At 37.8% G+C, this 19,593-nt stretch carries 13 protein-coding genes; all 13 read left to right on the top strand.

Annotation, left to right across the window (positions count from 1 at the left end; all coding sequences use genetic code 11):
• Window positions 1-392 precede the first annotated feature (392 nt).
• Window positions 393-1,562 (top strand): sensor histidine kinase, encoded by a 1,170-nt coding sequence (locus ACI6MV_RS09425; protein ID WP_407270113.1) that lies wholly within the window; start codon window positions 393-395, stop codon window positions 1,560-1,562.
• Window positions 1,563-1,587: 25 nt separating this feature from the next.
• Window positions 1,588-2,181 (top strand): response regulator, encoded by a 594-nt coding sequence (locus ACI6MV_RS09430; RefSeq protein ID WP_407270036.1) that lies wholly within the window; start codon window positions 1,588-1,590, stop codon window positions 2,179-2,181.
• Between the two features lie 220 nt (window positions 2,182-2,401).
• Window positions 2,402-5,026, top strand: a complete 2,625-nt coding sequence (locus ACI6MV_RS09435; protein WP_407270037.1) for an immunoglobulin-like domain-containing protein — start codon at window positions 2,402-2,404, stop codon at window positions 5,024-5,026.
• 534 nt (window positions 5,027-5,560) lie between these two features.
• Window positions 5,561-6,925 carry an acyclic terpene utilization AtuA family protein gene (locus ACI6MV_RS09440; RefSeq protein ID WP_407270038.1) on the top strand — a complete coding sequence of 455 codons (1,365 nt, stop codon included), beginning with the start codon at window positions 5,561-5,563 and terminating at the stop codon, window positions 6,923-6,925.
• The gene (locus ACI6MV_RS09445) at window positions 6,918-7,235 is read left to right on the top strand and encodes a DUF4387 domain-containing protein (protein ID WP_407270039.1); all 318 of its coding nucleotides are present in this window, start codon (window positions 6,918-6,920) and stop codon (window positions 7,233-7,235) included. The genes ACI6MV_RS09440 and ACI6MV_RS09445 overlap by 8 nt, the downstream gene beginning before the upstream one ends.
• A gap of 6 nt (window positions 7,236-7,241) precedes the next feature.
• Entirely contained in the window at window positions 7,242-8,126 is an 885-nt protein-coding gene (gene rbsK / locus ACI6MV_RS09450; protein ID WP_407270040.1) for a ribokinase, read from the top strand.
• A gap of 5 nt (window positions 8,127-8,131) precedes the next feature.
• The gene (locus ACI6MV_RS09455; RefSeq protein ID WP_407270041.1) at window positions 8,132-9,022 is read left to right on the top strand and encodes an ABC transporter permease; all 891 of its coding nucleotides are present in this window, start codon (window positions 8,132-8,134) and stop codon (window positions 9,020-9,022) included.
• A gap of 13 nt (window positions 9,023-9,035) precedes the next feature.
• Entirely contained in the window at window positions 9,036-9,911 is an 876-nt protein-coding gene (locus ACI6MV_RS09460) for a carbohydrate ABC transporter permease (RefSeq protein WP_407270042.1), read from the top strand.
• Window positions 9,912-10,016: 105 nt separating this feature from the next.
• Window positions 10,017-11,534, top strand: a complete 1,518-nt coding sequence (locus tag ACI6MV_RS09465; RefSeq protein ID WP_407270043.1) for an extracellular solute-binding protein — start codon at window positions 10,017-10,019, stop codon at window positions 11,532-11,534.
• 13 nt (window positions 11,535-11,547) lie between these two features.
• Entirely contained in the window at window positions 11,548-12,699 is a 1,152-nt protein-coding gene (locus tag ACI6MV_RS09470; RefSeq protein ID WP_407270044.1) for an ADP-ribosylglycohydrolase family protein, read from the top strand.
• A gap of 18 nt (window positions 12,700-12,717) precedes the next feature.
• Window positions 12,718-14,823 (top strand): ADP-ribosylglycohydrolase family protein, encoded by a 2,106-nt coding sequence (locus ACI6MV_RS09475; protein WP_407270045.1) that lies wholly within the window; start codon window positions 12,718-12,720, stop codon window positions 14,821-14,823.
• Window positions 14,824-14,884: 61 nt separating this feature from the next.
• Window positions 14,885-15,892, top strand: a complete 1,008-nt coding sequence (locus ACI6MV_RS09480; RefSeq protein ID WP_407270046.1) for a LacI family DNA-binding transcriptional regulator — start codon at window positions 14,885-14,887, stop codon at window positions 15,890-15,892.
• Between the two features lie 181 nt (window positions 15,893-16,073).
• A complete protein-coding gene (locus ACI6MV_RS09485) occupies window positions 16,074-18,803 on the top strand; it encodes an alpha/beta hydrolase (RefSeq protein WP_407270047.1) in 2,730 nt (909 codons plus the stop codon).
• The last annotated feature ends 790 nt before the right edge of the window (window positions 18,804-19,593 follow it).

A 19,593-nucleotide genomic window follows, 5' to 3' on the forward strand; every position in this document is an offset into this window, starting at 1 on the left:
CACCTGTATGTGTAATTTGGAAGTGATAACTGAAATGAGGTACAATAGAGTTTAGCACGGTACTTTGTGATGGTGGGGACCACACATTTCAACCTCCTTCCAACAATTTTAATTGTAATTATAAATTGGTGGAAGGCAGGATAGTCGATGGAAATCATTGCAGAAATACTCTTGGGTACTTTTCGTAGCAGGAACTTTCTTTGTGAGGTTGCTAGAATACATCTGGAAACTCATCAAAGGCATGATCGACAAGAAAAGAACCCCCACCCGTGATTCCAAAATCACATAGGGTAGGGGTTCTTCTTTGTTTAACCAGTTAAGAAGGATGATTGGGTTGGTAGTAAAAGGGGGGATGAATATTGCTTGACATTTTTAAGGACTTTTTTTTACAGTTGGTATTAATAGCAACTCTAATATTTATCTTTCAAATTTTTTTGGCATCGAGATTTGAAAAAGGTAAATACATCAAAATAATCCAATCATTGTTATTTTCAAGCGCTATTATCATATGTATGTCTTTTCCTGCCTACATAACCCCTGAATTTCGTTTAGATATAAGAATTGTTCCACTACTTCTAGGAACGTTATATGGAGGATGGGGAACAGGATTATTCCTTTCTTTTATTATTATCTTATATAGATTTTATGTTGGTGTTGATTTAGGGTTTTATACAACGATTATTACCCTTATTATAAGTATACCTACTTTCATTTACTATCAAAAGTTGTTCTTGAAAGCTAATAAAAATAAAAGAATTCTAATAGCACTGTCCCTATCTGCTTCTTATTGTGTTATGGGAATAATTTCAACGTCGATCATTAGAGAATTTTCAATTGACGTTCTTTATGCACAACTCATTCAAACCGTTGTAACGTTAGCGGTTGTGTCGTTCTTTGTTGCTCTTAATGAAATGATAAAAGAAACGCTCAAAAAAAATCAGCAGTTGCAAACCGAAATCAAGGACGCGGAGCTTGCATTTTTGCGTTCCCAAATCAAACCACACTTTCTATACAATACCCTGAATTCAATTGCAGCATTATGTATTGATCAACCCAGGGAAGCGGAAAAATTAACGTTGGATTTATCCAGAGTTTTGAGAAGTGGTTTTGATTTCAAACAATTGGAGGCATTTACAACCTTAGAAAATGAATTGGAACTCGTTAATGCTTACGTAAATATTGAAAAGGTGCGCTTTGGTGCCAGATTATCTGTGATATACGATGTAGATGCAGATATGAATATTCAGATTCCTCAGCTGATATTACAGCCTTTGGTTGAAAACGCAATTAGGCATGGACTAATGTCTAAACTGCAAGGTGGAAATCTGAAAATATCCATTAAAGAAAAGGAAGCAGGTTCTGTCATTAGTTTTGGAGTTGAAGACAATGGATGTGGAATGAGTAAGGAAAAATTGGGAGAAATACTGAACTCAAATAAGACAAAGAAAGGTATAGGACTAGCGAACATTAATAAACGAATCAAGTTTTTATATGACCAAAATATCCGTATTGAAAGTGAAGAAGGAAAAGGTACGAAGGTTTTCTTCGAGATACCAGTATGACCAATGACATAGTAGGGGTGAACGAATGCTGAGAACGATTATTGTGGATGATGAAGAATTATCGGTGAAACGTTTAAAGCATATCCTTTCGGAGAGCGACATGATTGAAATCTGTGCTACATTTTTGAATCCTGTAAAAGCTTATGAATATGTAGAAAAACATCCGATACAACTCGCCTTTGTTGATATTTCCATGCCTGAAATTAATGGTATGAATCTTACTAGTATGTTGCTTGAACATGATCCTTTCATAGATATCGTCTTTGTAACCGGATATGATGATTATGCGGTGCAAGCCTTTGAAGTGAGCGCATTGGATTACCTAATAAAGCCTGTAACTGATCAGCGCATGTCCAAAACTTTGGACAAGATTAGACAGAAACATCAACATTTGATTGCAGAGTCTTCCAATCGCCATAATGATAATCTATTAACAGCGCAAGAAGTAAGAATTTTACGGCTCATCACAGAAGGGTTGACGAACAAAGAAATCGCTTTTCAATTGGACATTTCAGCAGAAACAGTAAAGTCACACATTAAAAATGTATACAGAAAGCTAAAGGTCAGCAATCGAATCCAAGCTCTGAAGCGTGCTAAGGAATTGAACATACTACAATGAATCACTCCTCACCCATTTGGGTGATTTTTATTTGTAGAGAGTAGATATATAGTTAAATAAGTCAGGAGTTGTTGCCTGAAGTATCGAGTCAGATCTCATAGCCAACAGGCAGCAATTCTACTCAAATTTAATAGGAAGGAATGGTAATTGAAGTAACGAAGTTTGTTTATCTTTTTGAAACTTGTATTTGGGGAATTTAGGGAGTTTAAGGGGAGAGTATATGAAAACAGTTAATTGGATTCGGTTAATTCGAATAAGCACCATACTTTTAGTTTTAATGCTATTTATCTCTGGTTGCACTTATAAGTTATATGATGTAGATATGGGACTACAGGATCATGAGATTTTGTATTTGCAGAAGGAGGATGGAAGTACTTTAGTGAAAGAACTAAATGATGAGGGAAAAGCGGATTTTGAAGAAGACTATTCGCTCGTTGGTTATTACGTGGAGACACCTATAGATACTGAGTCTGTCTACTGGGTTCCTGATTATAATTTAATAGAGGATTTCGGGGGTAGTTTAGGAAACTATACGTATACCTATGAATTTACAACAACTAGTGGACGTCCCACTAAAATTCCTGCTTCTGTAGAAATAAAACAGGTGATTAAAGATTCAAATTCAGACGAATACTTTGTAACCCTCTTAGTATATGATGAGAATGGCGATCGAGTAGATGGTAATACACATATATTTGTTAACTCACCATACAACAATTCATTAAAGTTTTTGGAATTAGATCGTCCAAGTAGTGCCCCTTATTATGAAGAATGGAGAGGTGGAAACGCTACAGCAACGGTTTTTGGTTTTCCAATTGATCAAGAAGTGTTTAATTATGATGATTTCAGAGGCAAACAACCAATTAAGGAACAACAGGAGCAAGGGGTTGCAGGCTTTCATGTGAAGTCAGATAACACGGAAGTCTTAGAAAATGGACCGATTTTTATTGATGTTTATAATGGGCCCAATACGGTTGCTTCTAAAGTTCCAGTGTTCTTGTTTGATTCTTGGGATGATGAAGTAAATTTATATGTGACATTTGATATCCTATCTAATAAAGCTGTCCTCGGGTGGCCAGAAGCTAATGGAAAAGAGGTAGGCTATCGAATTCAAGTCGATGGTGAAAAGATAGCAGATGTCATGCCAGATGATTTGGAGTCAAGTGATGTAGACGGAATAACTATGTATCATTACGACATCTCAGATTTGGTTCCAGCCCAAAGCTACAGTTTCAGCGTTGCACCTCTTTATCAAGATGGTGAAGAATTATTCGCTAATGCAGAAATTTCAACAGAGGAAGTCTTCTTAGATACAACGAAACCAGTTATTACTTTAAATGGTGATTCTACATTAAACGTAGAAGTTGGATCTGACTATGAAGAACCTGGTGCAAAGATAACTGATAATTCGGGAGAGGATTTATCAGAAGAGCTACACATTGATGCCAGTGCAGTCAATACAGACAAAGTTGGAAGCTATAAGGTCCACTATAGTGTGGAAGACAGTTCTGGCAACGAAGGAAAAGCAGAGCGTACGGTAAAAGTTGTAGATACAACAAAGCCGGTCATAACATTAGCTGGAGACAATCCGTTAGTAGTAGAATATGGAAACATATTCGTTGATCCGGGAGTAACAGCAGCGGACAACTACGACGAAGATGTAACAGAAGAAATAACGGTGGCCGGAAGTGTAGATGAAAATGTAGTAGGAGAATATACACTAACCTATACCGTGGAAGACAGTTCTGGCAACGAAGGAAAAGCAGAGCGTACGGTAAAAGTTGTAGATACAACAAAGCCGGTCGTAACATTAGCTGGAGACAATCCGTTAGTAGTAGAATATGGAAACATATTCGTTGATCCAGGAGCAACAGCAATGGACAACTACGACGGAGAAGTAACAGAAGAAATAACGGTGGCCGGAAGTGTAGATGAAAATGTAGTAGGAGAATATACACTAACTTATACCGTGGAAGACAGTTCTGGCAATATAGGAGAAGTAGAGCGTACGGTGAAAGTTGTAGATACAACAAAGCCGGTCGTAACATTAGTTGGAGACAATCCGTTAGTAGTAGAATATGGAGACACATTCGTTGATCCGGGAGTAACAGCAACGGACAACTACGACGGAGATGTAACAGAAGAAATAACGGTGACCGGAAGTGTAGATGAAAATGTAGTAGGAGAATATACACTAACCTATACCGTGGAAGACAGGTCTGGCAATGTAGGAGAAGTAGAGCGTACGGTGAAAATCGTAGATGATAATATTGTCAGCTTAGGTGAAGAACGTAAGGTAAGGAAAGGTGAAGGCTTCATTATTGAAGGAACAAATAGTTTTATCTCTATGCCGGAAGACCTTCCAGAAGGTACAACAATAAAGATTGAGAAGGTAGACGGTGAGCCTAATGGTGATTTGATAGTAGCTGGAGATGTATATCGAGTTACTATTGTATATCCAGGCGAAGCTTCACCACCACAAGATGGGTTCATTCTTACGCTTTCGTATGATAATGATGCTGATTCAGACTTAGTTAACATCTATTATTTTGATGAAGAAGCAAATGAATGGATTTTAAAAGGTGGTCAGGTAAATACTGAAAACAAAACGATTACGTTGAATGTCCCGCATTTTTCAACGTATGGTGTATTTCAAGAGGTAGGCAGTGATGAACAAGTTGACGACTCGGATGGAAATGAAACACCACACACAGATGTTAACGACGATGGAACTGTTTTGCCTAAAACTGCTACTCCGATATTTAACTGGTTACTGATAGGAACTATCATGTTACTGATTGGAAGCGCGTTAGTGCTTTGGAAGAAGCGAAATGTAGAAAGATAATAAAGTAACAGTGAACAAGTTTAGTCGGCTTTAGATATATGCTGACATACCCACCCGCACCTAGTCGGGTGGGTATTTTTAGTGGTTTAGGAGGAACGGAGGGTCAGGTTTCTTGTTCCGCGAGATGTTTAACGTTTTAAAGGGAATAAAATTCTCTTGAGAAAAGAAGTTGTGTCGATATGTCAAATGGGTAACCTAGAGTGACGGCAGTTGCAAATGAATTTTTGTAATATTTTATTTTCTAAAAAGTATTGACGAATGAAATTATTTGAGTTAAGGTATGTGTAACCGGTTACATGGAACTTGATTACTCGGTGAGTTGTTCTATGTAATAAAAATATTATAAATATGTAACCGGTTCCAAGGCTGGGTATAAACTAGACATGATTATTTTGCTATATTTAAAAAATAATATGTAACCGGTTACTTATGCGATGATATTTTCTCGTCCTAGGATTCAAATATTTCAATAATCTGAATATTCCCGCGCCGTTTTATTTATCAAAATATATATTATACCAATAGGGGGTACATATGAAATCAGTTAACATTGTCTCGCCGTGTGGAATGCTTGGGTATGGTTTCCCTAAGGAATCCTTCAATCAGGCCTTTTTAAAAGATATAGACGGAATAGTCGTAGATGCAGGATCAACGGATGCTGGTCCACATAAGTTGGGTGCAGGCGTATCGATTGTTAGTAAACGTGCTGTAAAGAAAGACCTTGAGATCATGTTGGAAGCAGGTATACCGAAAAAAATACCAATTATTATAGGTTCTGCAGGTGGAGCAGGAGCAAAGCCACATGTGGAACAAACACTGGCAATCTTATATGAAATTTTAGGCGAAAGATCGTATAAAGCCAAAATAGCAATTATATGGGCTGATTTTTCTCAAGAATTTGTGATTGATGCAATGGAAAGCAATAAAACAGAACCGTTATCAGTTAATATTCCACCGTTAACGGAAGAAGCGATTAGGCAAACGTCTTCGATTGTTGCACAAATGGGGCATGAGCCAATCGTTGAAGCACTAAAGCAAAATGCAGACATCATTGTCTGTGGGCGTGCTTATGATCCATCACCATTTGCGGCGATTGGTATTTATCATGGTATGGATGAAGGTCTTTCTTACCATTTAGGAAAAATACTCGAGTGTGGTGCACTATGTGCAGAACCAGGTACGACAAAGGATAGTATTTTAGGAACTTTATATGAAGATGGTTTTACAGTTGAATCACTAAATTCAAAACGTGTCTGTACCACAACGAGTGTTGCTGCACACACATTTTATGAGAAAGAACATCCTTACTTGTTGCATGGTCCAGGCTTTACACTCAATTTAGTGGATTGTACCTTTACTGAAATTGCACCTGGTATCGTAAAAGTACAAAACAGCAAATTCGAACCAGCTACCGCGCACAAGATCAAACTAGAAGGTGCAAAACAAACAGCATATCGCACGTTTGTAATAGCAGGTGTTAGAGACCCGCTCATGATTGAACGCATTGAAGAAATAGAAGCAGAGATTCGCAAAGAAGTAAGTAATTATTATGCGGAGATTTCACATGATGACTATCAAATTAACGTCTATCACTATGGGAAAGATGCAGTGTTAGGCAAGAACGAACCAGAAGTGTTTCATGGCCATGAGATTGGCGTGCTTTTCGAAGTGCTTGCGGTAACACAGGAACTCTCAAATTCTATCTGCGCCAATCTTCGTTCAACATACTTACATTACGGATATGATGGGCGCAAATCTACAGCAGGGAATCTAGCATTTCCTTTTGCCCCAAGTGATATAGAATTTGGTCCAGTTTATGCTTTTTCCATCTACCACCTTATGGAAGTGGATGATAATCCTTTCCAAATAGAATTCAGGGAGGTAGGGGTTCATGAGTAAATTGTATGAATTGGCAAAAATACTACGTAGTAAAAATTCTGGACCATATGAAGTAACAATGGATGTCTTATTCGACAATAAGGAAACGTATGAACGTGTGAAGAAATCTCAAGCCATCACAAAAGAAAATATTGCGAGAATTTACAATCTTAAGGACACTGATATTCATCATTTAGTATTTTTCGACCCTGCCTTAGGAATTAAAATTACTATGGCGAGAGAGGTTTCGTCAGGAAGTATAGGGGATCGCGATGTATACGGCGCACAACAACACGCACCATTAATGCATATTGAGATCGATGGGGAGTAGATGAAAATGAAGAGAATAGCCGTAGTCGGGAGTATTAATATTGACTACTTTGTAGAAAGCAACAAGTTGCCAAAGTTTGGTGAAACAGTGATGGGTAATAATTTTTTTATGGACCTTGGTGGTAAAGGAGCGAATCAGGCTGTAGCAGTCGCTCGTTTAGGTGGTGATGTAACGCTGTTTGGTTCAATCGGTAATGATGAACAACGTGTCCTGCTTATTAATCATTTTCAAAACGAAAAGGTAGGTATCGATCATTTAAACGTTGTGGAGGGTGTCTCTACAGGGGCGGCGTTTATTCAACTATTTCATAGTGAAAATCGAATCATTATTGTACCTGGAGCTAACGAATACACAAATGCTAACTATAGCAAAAAAATCAAGAACCAATTATTGCAGTATGATGTGTTCCTATTCCAACTTGAAATCCCTATAGAGACATTGGAATTTTTGATACCAATCTTACATGAACACAATAAAACAATCATTCTTGACCCAGCACCAGCAGAAAAATTAGATAAAGATTTATTGGATCAAGTAACTTATCTAACACCAAATGAACATGAATTTGCAACGGTACTGGGACATGAAGAGAAAATATCCGATACCTTAATCAAGTATCCCAATAAGGTCATAGTAACTTGTGGTGAAAAAGGCGTTGTATACCACAACGGTAATAAAATCGTAACCATTCCTGCGAGAAAGGTTAAAGCGATAGATACAACAGGTGCCGGGGATACATTTACTGGAGCATTCACCGTAGCGGTTTCCAAAGGAAAACCATTAGAAGAATGTATTCAATACGGTGTATATGCTGCTAGTTTATCTGTCATGAAAAAAGGTGCACAGGCAGGTATGCCGTTTCATGATCAATTAGAAACAGTAGAGGGGTGAAAGTGTTGAAGACCTTAAAAAGGATGCGTGAAGATTGGGTTTTATACTTTATGCTTTTACCCGGCATTGTGTTTTTCGTTATTTTCCATATCGTCCCTATCGTTGATATGAAGTTAGCTTTTCAAGATTATCGAATTATTGGCGAAAATACATGGGTAGGATTAAAGCACTTTAAAATACTTTTTAGTTCACCTGCTTTTATGGATGTTTTATGGAACACAGTTATCATTAGTACTCTGAAAATATTGTGTATTTTCCCGGTTCCAATCGTTATGTCTTTATTGATAAATGAAGTAAGGTCGGGACCATTCAGAAAATATGTGCAATCCGTGTCGTACTTACCACACTTTCTATCATGGGTTGTTATTGCAGGGATTTGGATCAGTTTGTTAAGCCCTGAAGGTGGAGTTAATATAATCCGGGATTTTTTCCAACTACCTTCTATCGATTTTATTACAAGTAAAGATCACATCAGGTGGGTGCTCGTATTTTCTGAAATGTGGCGAAGTGCTGGTTGGGATAGTATTTTATACATTGCAGCCATTATGAGAATAAGTCCAGCTTTATATGAAGCGGCGGACTTAGATGGTGCAAGTACCCTGCAAAAAATGCGGTATATTACACTACCGTCTTTAGTAAGTACAGTAGTTACGGTATTTATTTTAAATCTCGGTTTCTTTATGAATGCAGGGTTTGACCAAGTCTTTAACCTAATGAATGACTCCGTTATTAGTAAAATCGATATTCTTGATACGTATGTTTACCGGATTGGTCTCTTAAACGGGCAATTTGCCTATGCAACAGCAGCTAGTTTATTTAAAGGTGTTATCGGCCTATTTTTAATCCTAGGTACACACTTTATATCGAAAAAGTATACAGGGAATGGTGTTTGGTAATGGAGGGTTGTAGATGAGGAAATTTAGTTGGTCGCGCACTATTATATACAGCATATTGTTTATTGTCACATTGGCGGTGTTAATTCCCTTATTTAATTTAATTGCCATGTCATTATCAGACCCTGAGCGTGTAGGGGAATTATCGGGTCTAGGAATCTGGCCGAAAGGATTTTCCTTTATAAACTATGAAATTATTTTATCGAACCCGTTAATTACAAGAAGTATTTTTAACTCTGTTTTAATCACGGTTGTCGGTACTCTTTTGAATCTGTTTCTAACTTCAATGACCGCGTATGTGCTAGCAAGAACGGATTTTGTAGGCAAGAAGGCTGTATTAGTTTTCTTAATTGCCATCATGGTATTCGAACCTTCAATGATTACAGAGTATCTATTAGTACGTAATCTTCATCTGTTGGATAGTTATGCATCACTAATATTATATAAAGCAATTAATGTTTACTATCTATTTATCTTAATGCGTTTCTTTAAGGAGATTCCAATTAGTTTAATAGAAGCTGCAAGAATTGACGGTGCTGGTCACTTTAGGATTTTCACAAGAATTGTACTACCTTTATCAAAGCCAGCTTTAGCAACGCTAACTTTATTTTACGGTGTATACCATTGGAATGAATATTTTCGTGCAACTATTTATATAAGTGATCCGAATAAATGGCCATTACAAGTCGTGTTAAGACAATTCGTATTATCGCAGGACAATAAAACCATGCTACAAGGTACGGATATGTCTGCTGAAATGTTAGCAAAGATAGATTTTGGATCCTTACAGGCAAGTACAATTATTATCGCCGTAGTTCCTTTACTACTTCTGTATCCACTTATTTTACGCTATTTTACAAAAGGAACAATGGATGGTGGAGTGAAGGATTAACTTTTTGTTTACCTGCTACAATTAAGGGGGGGATGCTCACAAAATAACTAGAAATGTAAGGGATTACATTATTTAAAAAATGGAGATTTCAGGGAGGTTTATTGAATGAAAAAAATTATGTTATTGGTCATGACGGTACTCTTTGTTGGTATGTTAGCCGCTTGTTCAGATGATTCAGGGAATGAAAATGCAAATCCATCGAGTAATAACAGTGGAAATACGAACGAAGAAACAAATGACAATGGTGAAGATAATGCTACAAATGATGAGAAGAAGGTACTTAAAGTAGTATATAAGGATGATGGTCCTTCGAATGAAGTTGCTGTTAAGTATTATGAGAAATTAGCGGAGAAACTGAAAGAAGATAAAGGTTTAAATGTTGAATTTGAACTAGTAGAGGTAGCACAAGGGGATTATGCAGAGAAATTAACCCTATTATTAAACTCTGGTGAAATTCCTGATTTAATTTACTTCCAAGGTGGAGACCAACAGATTGCGAACCAGGATTTATTAGTAGATTTGACACCTTATATTGAAGAATCTGAAAATCTTAAAGATATTTTACAACCACATAATGTATCGAGACTAGAAAACTATCCGTATTTACTCTGGGTGAAACCACTTAGTCAAAAGACACCTGTAGTACGTTCGGATTGGTTTAACGCAATGGATTCATCACAAGCCTTATTAGATAACCCATCTCCAGAAAACTATGAAGCATTCTTCCAAGAGCTTGTAGACAGTGGCAATGTTGATTATGCAACAACTGTTTCTGGTGACATTAGTGAACTAGATTATATTTTTAACATGGCATTCGGCATTAATAAAACATGGTTAGAAACTGATGATGGTTACGTATTTAGTAAAGTATCTGATAAAGAAAAAGATAAACTTGCTTACTATCGTGATCTTTACGAGAAAGGATTATTAGATCCAGAATATCTAACAAAGCAATGGGATACGAAGGAAGATGCATTCTATAACGGAAATGCTGGTGTAATTGTTGGTACAAATGGAAAAGTAGTAGATTTCTATAACAGTCGTATGAAAGAAGTAAATGGGGATGAAGCAGCATTAACGGTTCTACCTCCAGCAGAAGGAGAATATCAAGGATTCGGTGCGACAGACGTTACAAAGGAATCACGTGGTTTAGCAATTTCTGCAGTATCTGATAATCAAGACCTTGCATTCCAGGTATTAGATTACTTAGCAAGTCCAGAAGGGCAAATGTTAGATCGCTTAGGGTTTGAAGGTGAGGAATACAATCTTGAAAACGGTGAAATCGCGTTAACAGACAAATACTATTCAGCATGGTATTCACGTTATTGGGAGCCATTAGAAGTAGACTTTGGTACACCAGTTAGTGAAGAGACACCGATGTTAAGTGAACCTGGAAAGAAATCACAAGAAATGGTAAATGAATATTTTACAGCTGATAATTCTTTCTTAATTCCTGAAGAATACGTGGCACAGTGGGATGCAATGCAAAACCTGTATAAAGAGTATTCAGCAGACATTATTACAGGTAAGAAACCACTTGATGCTTTCGATGATTTTGTTGAGGAATGGTACGCAGCTGGTGGAGAGAATTTAACTGAATTAGCAAATGATACACTGAAGTAGGGAGTTATTTTCCATGACAGAATTTACAGACAAAGTAAAAGGTGTGTTAATCTCAACGGCGCTAGGTGATGCACTTGGCGCCCCCGTTGAAAAACTTACTTATCAGGAAATAAAAGAAAAATATGGTCGTGTAGAATCTCTGGAAACGAAATGGTATAAGCAAGAATTAGGCAAGGATGTCAATAAAGGTAGACAACGAGGCCATGGTATTGTGACGGACGATACGCTAATGACGTTAGCATTATGCAATGTTTACAATATTGAAAAAAGGCATGTAGATGCTTATGATATGGCAAATGAATTTGTTAAAGAAATCGCTTTTCGAAAACGATACATTCCCGAATTTGGACGGGAAGACATGATTATTGAACGTCTATTTTACCCTGAGAAGCATATTTTCTTACGCCATACGCTAGCAAACTGTGAGCCACGTGAAGGTGGCTATGGCAATATGATCAATTGTGGTGCAGCGATGTATATTGCACCAGTTGGTATCGTAAATGCTGGGAATCCTAAGGCTGCCTACGATGAAGCAATACTATTTGCAATGGGTCACCAAACAAGCTACGGGTTAGAAGCTGCTGGCGTGTTAGCGGCATGCGTTGCAAAAGCATTTGAACCTGGTGTAACGGTAGAAAATGTGGTGCAAACGGCGATTGATTATGCTAAAGACGGAACAAGAGAGGCTATTGTCGCGATTACGGATGAGGCTCGGAAATTAAAAGGTGAAACACGTTCTTTTGATGAAGTGATTGCTACATTTCATAAAGCAATACAACCATATTCTCCAATGCGTGATGATGTTTCCAGAAGGCTAGAAAAAGTTGGTGTACCTTCAAATCATTACACCCCTAGTAGACTAGGGTCCATTGAGGAATTGCCACTTGCATTGGGGTTTATAGTCTACAATGACGGAGCTTATTATCCATCCCTATATGACGGAATTAATTCTGGTAGAGATACCGATTCTATTGGAGTCATGATTGGTGTTGTTTTAGGGGCAATGTATGGCGTTTCTATTATTAATTCAGAAGATATAGCCTTACTTCAATCAGCGAACCAGCTTGATTTCGATACCATTACTGAGAATTTTAGAGAAACAGCATTATCAATTATCCATAAAGATATGGATAAAATGGAAATAGTAAAAAGTATATTAGACTAATTTTGGGAGGTGATTCGCGTGATACCAAATGACTATTTAGAAAGAGTATATGCAGGATTTCTAGGTATGAATGCCGGTATCCGCTTAGGTGCTCCCGTTGAACCAGGAGAATGGACACCTGAGATGATTCGTGATGTGCACGGAGAAGTAAATGGATATTTAAAAGACTATGAAGTATTTTCTGCTGATGATGATGTAAATGGTCCAGTGTTTTTCCTTCGTGCCCTAATCGATGATGCTGTCGACCGTGAGTTAGAAGCACAAGATGTTGCCCGCGCTTGGCTTAATTATTCCAGAGAAGGAATTGGGATGTTCTGGTGGGGTGGAGATGGTGTCAGTACGGAACATACTGCTTATTTAAACTTATTGCGAGGTATTCCAGCCCCAAAATCAGGGGCTGCTGAGACCAATGGATTAGTGATGGCGGAACAAATTGGTGGGCAAATTTTTATCGATACATGGGGATGGTTATTTCCGAATGATCCAACAAAGGCTGCGGATTATGCTGAAAAAGCCGCGAGTGTATCCCATGATAAGAACGGACTCTATGGTGCGCGTTTTATTGCTGCTTGTATTGCCAGCGCATTTACTACCAATAAGATTGAAGCAATTATCGAAAGAGGACTTACAGAAATCCCTTCTGATTCGACATATACGAAAGTAGTTCGTGCAGTTCAATCTTTCTATGAAAAGCATCCGGATGATTTCTGGAAGTGTCGTGCTTATTTAGAAGAAGAGTGGGGATATGATAAATATACGGGTGTGTGTCATATCATTCCGAATGCCGGTGTTTGTGCTCTTGCGCTTTACTATGGTCAAGGTGATTTATCACGGACTATTGAAATTGCAACAGCATGTGGCTGGGATACGGATTGTAATGCAGGTAATGTCGGATCGATTGTTGCGACACTTACCGGATTAGACGGCGTTGTTGAAAGATATCGTAGACCTATGAACGATTTTATTGTTACGTCAGGTGTTTCTGGTTATTTGAACATATTAGATGTGCCTACATTTGTAAAGTCACTAGTGTTACTCGGGTATCGTGTTATGGATGAGACTCCTCCTCATGCCTTAGTTAATAGTCATAAGGAAGAAGAAGTATACTTTGATTTCATGCTCCCGGGTTCCACCCATGGATTCCGTACTAACTTACCATTTAAAGCAATTTTAAAAGCAAATGACACAGTAGGGTATCAATCTCCTGGTTCCCTAGAGGTTTTTATTGACCGTATGTTGGAGGAAGATAAAGCAAGGATTTATTATCAAACGTTTTACCGCAGAGAAGCTTTTAATGACGAAAAATATAAACCAACCTTTGCTCCGAAAGCTTATAGCGGACAAACGGTTTCGATGAAGCTCCACTTGGAAAAATATCAGGGTGAAGCAGTATTTGTTACCCCATATATTCGAGACACCTATTCAAAAGAAGTGATCGAATTAAAACGTTTAGAACTTGTTGAAAACGAGTGGCAGGATCTTATATTCACAATTCCAGATTCTAACGGGTCTTCCGTTCAAGAAGTAGGATTCGCCATTGAAAGTCCTTCCCCAAGAATGAATCGTTTATTTGCTAAAATATATGTGGACGAATTTCATATTTATGGTGCACCGAGCTATGACATCGATTTTTCTAAACAAGCGATGGAATTTTTAAGTGTGACGCCATTTGCCCATCACCGTGGTGAGTGGAGCTTAAAGGAAGGTCATATGGTTGTCAATAGTAAGTCGGATTGTGCTTCATTTACCGGCCATTACTATATGAAGGATGCGGTGATTGGATCCGTACTAAAGCCTATTTCTGGTGAGCATCATGCACTTGTGTTCCGGGCGCTTGGTACACAAAGGTATTACCAAGTAGGTTTTGCAGGAAAAGGGAAAATAGCTCTCTATTTAAATGATTTTGGGTTGAAAGTATTGGAAGAAGTAGAATATGATTGGAATCATGGGGAGCGCTACGTATTTGAAGTCGATGTTCATGGCGATTTGATCAAGTTCTCAATAAATGGGGAAGAAGTACTAGAACATGAGGATAACAACTTAAGCCTAAGTCATGGCATGATTGGCTTTGCCTTAGCTGAGGCAGGTGCTTGTTCCTATGAAAAAATCGAAGTGCGGCCCTAACCACTTGGTTGTATTACAGGACATGGGGTTTAAATTAATGAAGGTATAGGAGAATGGATTTGTGGTGAAAAAAAAGATAACGATAAGAGATATTGCAAAAGAATCTGGAGTATCCGTTGCTACGGTGTCGCGATACATTAATAAAGTAAGTTATACAAGCGAAGAAACGGAAAAGAAAATACAGAAGGTTTTAGATGAATTTAACTATACGCCTAATGCAATTGCGCGCGGATTAGCTAAGCAAAAGTCGAATGCTATTGCTTTTGTCACTCCAGATATCACGAATCCGTTCTTCCCTGAAATAGTAAAATCGATTGAGAGCATTGCAAAAAAACAGGGTTATAGTTTGTTATTAATTAATACAAATGAAAATGATTTAGAGAGTACAGAATTTTGGAATCGCTTGAAAAGCCGCTATATCGACGGATTTATTTTAGCAGAGTCGGATTTAAGTTCAGAAGTTCGAACGCATCTAGACAGCCTAAATATTCCTTTTGTAAGAATTGATAGGGCAGTTAACTCTGACAAGGATAATTCTGTAAGTGTCAACAACTATGAAGGAGCTCGATTGGCTACTCAGCATTTAATAGAGGTTGGTTGCCAAAAGATCGCACACATAAGTGGTCCAACATCCCAATTTCCGGCACTTGGAAGACTGAAGGGCTATAAGAGTGTGATGGATGCTTATGGTCGGGAAGTAATTGTCTATCAAGGTGGTTTTACGTTGGATAGTGGAGCCAAAGAAACAGAGGTACTACTTCGTGACCATTCGGATGTAGATGGGATTTTTTATTCAAATGATCTGATGGCAATTGGAGCATTACGTGCATTTAAAAAACTCGGGATCAGTATCCCAAAGGATGTTGCTATTATTGGATTTGATGGTATACAACTGACGGAGATTGTAATCCCTGAAATCAGTACCATCAGGCAGCCCATTGAGAAGATAGGTGAAATTGCTACAAATAATTTAATTAATGCTATCGAAAATCCAGACACCGAGTACTCTGACAATATCATACTCGATGTGGAATTAATTAAAAGAGAAAGTACAATCAGAGGTAAATAAGCATGCCCTCTACAATAAGACAGAAACGACATCAGTGTTTACTAGAAAAGCTAGGCTTTAATGAAGGACTCGTTTTGACAGCTGGCATATTACACTAAACACAGAGGCCGTTTCTGTTTTTTTATGAAATTCATGGAAAATCCGGATAGGTTATTTAAATAAAGTAAAGGGGAGAAAATAAATGAAATTATTCTACAAAATTTATATTGCGTCGTTATTTATACTAGCAATGCTATGTATACCGTTGACGACTGTACTCGCTGAAAGTGTTCAATCTAGTTCTACACTAAAGCTAGAATCCATGGAATCAGAGGCATTAATTGGCGATCAAAATCCAGACACGAATAGTTTGAACTATAAAATCTATCTTCCTGAAGGATATGATGAAAATCGCGCTGAAGGCTACCCGGTACTTTATTTATTACACGGCAGCCATGGTTCGGTAGATAGTTGGGATGATTTTTGGGATAGTCTAGATTCAATGATTGAGAATGAAATTATTGAACCGGTGATTGCAGTAGTGCCAGCTACAAACAATAGCTATTGGGTGGACTCGAATCGTTTAGGTAATTATGAAAGCGCAATCATAGGCGATTTGATTCCCAATATTGATAGTGACTACAACACAATTGATGATAGAAAAGGACGTTATTTAATGGGCTATTCTATGGGTGGGTACGGTGCGTTACGGTATTCCTTAGCCTATCCAGATAAGTTTAATGCTACCACGTTACTTAGCCCTGCCATTCAACAAGGCGAACCACCATCAACATCTAGAGCTTACACAGGTGGGGCATTTGGTGATCCCTATAATGCTGACATTTGGAACAGTAAAAATTACCCGGCGCTAATTAATAGTTATGTAAATCAGCCTTATCGTGTACCGATTTATACCGTTGTTGGGGATGATGATTGGAACCATTTAAGTGAAAAGGAAGATTTACCGGCAGATGCAAGTAAATACAATATGGAAGTACAGGCGGTTAAGTTATACCAGGCACTTAGTAGAAAAAATATATTTAACACCGATTTTCCAAAATGGGAAGCTGTCCCTGCCAACCCGGGAGAACTCAGAGTCGTAGATGGTGGTCATGATCTTGATGTTTGGTCGAAGGGATTTGAAGAGGGCATAAAATATATGTTTGATAAAGGTGAAGAAGATCCAGAATGGGCACCAAAGTATGAAGTAGCTAATTACGCAACTGAAAACAAAGGTACAATAACTACAAAAACGCTAGAATCACCAGTTCTTGCAAATGATAGCACATCAGGAGACACAATGGATTACCAAGTATATCTGCCGAATGGTTATTCTAGTGCTGCTAATACAAAGTATAGTGTATTATATCTCCTTCATGGAAGTTGGGGAGATGATAGTAGTTGGGATGATTTTTGGCCAATCTTAGATTCGATGATTGATAATGGCGATATGCCACCAGTTATTGCAGTTGCGCCAATTACGGGAAATAGCTACTGGGTAGATTCTGGCACTTACGGTTCAGTAGAGTCGGCAATCATCCAGGATTTAGTTCCAACGATCGAGCGAGATTATCCAACAGTCCAGGAACGTAAGGGAAGAGCACTTGTTGGTTACTCTATGGGAGGATATGGAGCAGTACGTTATTCTTTAGTGTATCCCGAATTATTTGGAGGCACTGTATTGCTTAGTCCAGCAATTGAAGATGGAGAAGCACCGATTACTTCTGGTGCTGTTACGAGAGGTTCATTTGGTGACCCATTTGACTCAGACCGTTGGGATGAGTTGAACTACCCGAATGCACTGAATGGATATGCATCTAAAGAATTTCAGGTACCGATGTATATTATTGCTGGTGATGATGACTGGAACCATTTAAGTGAAAAAGAGGACCTTCCAGATGATGCTTATAAATACAACATGGAAATGCAAGTGGTAAGCCTATATGAACGATTACATCGTAAAAATATCTATAATAAAGATTTTGAAAAATGGGAAGAAGTACCCGCTAGCCCTGCTGAACTACGTATCGTAAATGGAGGACATGGCATGGATGTTTGGGGGTATGGTTTTGAAGAGGGTATGCATTATTTAGTAAACAATGGATTACTTTTAAGTAATGAAGGCGATGATGAAAATCCGCTTCCAGATGAGCCTACAGATGATGCGAAGATTACGATTGAGGATAACGAGATCATTGATTTGACTGACGGGAGTTCGCTTTTAATAAATATAGATGAAATAAAATCCGTAGTTGAGATTACAGCCTCCCAAGTCGAGCAATTAAAGGACAAGAAAGTCATCATTCATTTGAAAGGTTTAGGTGTCGAGCTTAGAATTCCTGCAGAAAACCTTACAGGTGAAGGTGATGTTCAAATTATAATCAAAAAGGACAAAGATAACGGAGATGCACTAACCGCTGTTTATGATTTCAGCATTACGCAAGGTGATAAAAAAATTGATAGCTTTGGTCAGCCAGTAACTTTAATATTTAAGGTTGCTGATACGAAAGTTAGTAACACAAAAGACGTAAAAATCTATTATTATGAAGAAGAAAATGGAGAATGGATAAAGATAGGTGGTACGTATAAGGATGGAACAGTAACAGCTGAGACAGATCATTTCACTAACTTTACGGTATTTGAACGGAAAGATCAGAATGACTCAGAACAACCAACAGATGAACAGGAAGATCAGAATGACTCGGAACAACCAACAGATGAACAGAAAAATAACGAAGATGATGGGGAAACGGGTCAATCAACAGGTAATGAAAATACGGACAATGATGATGGAGCTGGCGATAAAACGGATAATGAACTCCCTAACACAGCATCTAATATGTTTAACTTTCTTATTCTTGGAGTGGTGTTTCTTCTGGTGGGATTATTTAGCTTAATTTTTATAGTGAGGTTGAAACGAGTTAGATTATGAAATCAGAGTCAGGTACCCCAAAAAGCCAAATTTACGAAAGGATAATACCCAACTTTTCGGACAATAATAATTCAATAGATTGACCATCAAAAGAAGAACACTCAGGTGTTCTTCTTTTGATGTGATCGCTTACACATCCATGTTGAGTAAGGTATGAAGTTTGCTGAGATTGTAATAATGCTAGCGAAATTAAATTAGTTTTTTGATTTTTCACTAGGAGGAAAGTTAATTTTTTAATGGATATGTGTTTCATAATTGGATTTTTTCTTCTTAACATTATTGGGAAAACAGGTTATCTTTGAAACTAGCAGACTAGTAAACACCGGAAAGAAAATGGGACCATTTATTGACATAGTAATTGCGCTGGGAATCTTAAAGAGGAAAAAATCCAAGGTTCAGACTCGCGCCGTGAGATATACTGAGGGAAATTCATGGAATAGGATACGATGTAACAAAAAACTACTGTAATGCAACTTTTCAACATAGCGCCAACGTTATTCTCCATAATCAAGGATTCATTTATTGTTTCTAAAATTATTGTAAGACTAGTGTAGTAACTTTATTTAGTAATATTATAATGCAGATCCAAATAGGGATACAAATAATAATTGCAACAAGGCAACCTTTTGCAAAATTTCCGTCATCTCGTTCCATTGTAAATAAGATCTCCCCTCAAATAAGCTAGTTTAAAACGTAATATGCACCCTGTGAGATGTCTGTGAATGTAGAAATCTGTGTGATTTAATTCATTTCATATGTAGTTCCACAGAATGGAATAACTGGCTTATGT

Origin of the sequence: Radiobacillus sp. PE A8.2, from assembly GCF_045635475.1 — a bacterium.
In the GTDB taxonomy this organism is placed as follows: Bacteria; Bacillota; Bacilli; order Bacillales; family Amphibacillaceae; genus JBJGXI01.

What these genes read in the sequence shown, in the direction of transcription:
- rbsK (WP_407270040.1), top strand. Translation starts at nt 7,242, where the DNA reads ATGAAGAGAATAGCCGTAGTCGGGAGTATTAATATTGACTACTTTGTA.
- ACI6MV_RS09465 (WP_407270043.1), top strand. Translation starts at nt 10,017, where the DNA reads ATGAAAAAAATTATGTTATTGGTCATGACGGTACTCTTTGTTGGTATG.
- ACI6MV_RS09485 (WP_407270047.1), top strand. Translation starts at nt 16,074, where the DNA reads ATGAAATTATTCTACAAAATTTATATTGCGTCGTTATTTATACTAGCA.
- ACI6MV_RS09430 (WP_407270036.1), top strand. Translation starts at nt 1,588, where the DNA reads ATGCTGAGAACGATTATTGTGGATGATGAAGAATTATCGGTGAAACGT.
- ACI6MV_RS09445 (WP_407270039.1), top strand. Translation starts at nt 6,918, where the DNA reads ATGAGTAAATTGTATGAATTGGCAAAAATACTACGTAGTAAAAATTCT.
- ACI6MV_RS09435 (WP_407270037.1), top strand. Translation starts at nt 2,402, where the DNA reads ATGAAAACAGTTAATTGGATTCGGTTAATTCGAATAAGCACCATACTT.
- ACI6MV_RS09440 (WP_407270038.1), top strand. Translation starts at nt 5,561, where the DNA reads ATGAAATCAGTTAACATTGTCTCGCCGTGTGGAATGCTTGGGTATGGT.
- ACI6MV_RS09470 (WP_407270044.1), top strand. Translation starts at nt 11,548, where the DNA reads ATGACAGAATTTACAGACAAAGTAAAAGGTGTGTTAATCTCAACGGCG.
- ACI6MV_RS09460 (WP_407270042.1), top strand. Translation starts at nt 9,036, where the DNA reads ATGAGGAAATTTAGTTGGTCGCGCACTATTATATACAGCATATTGTTT.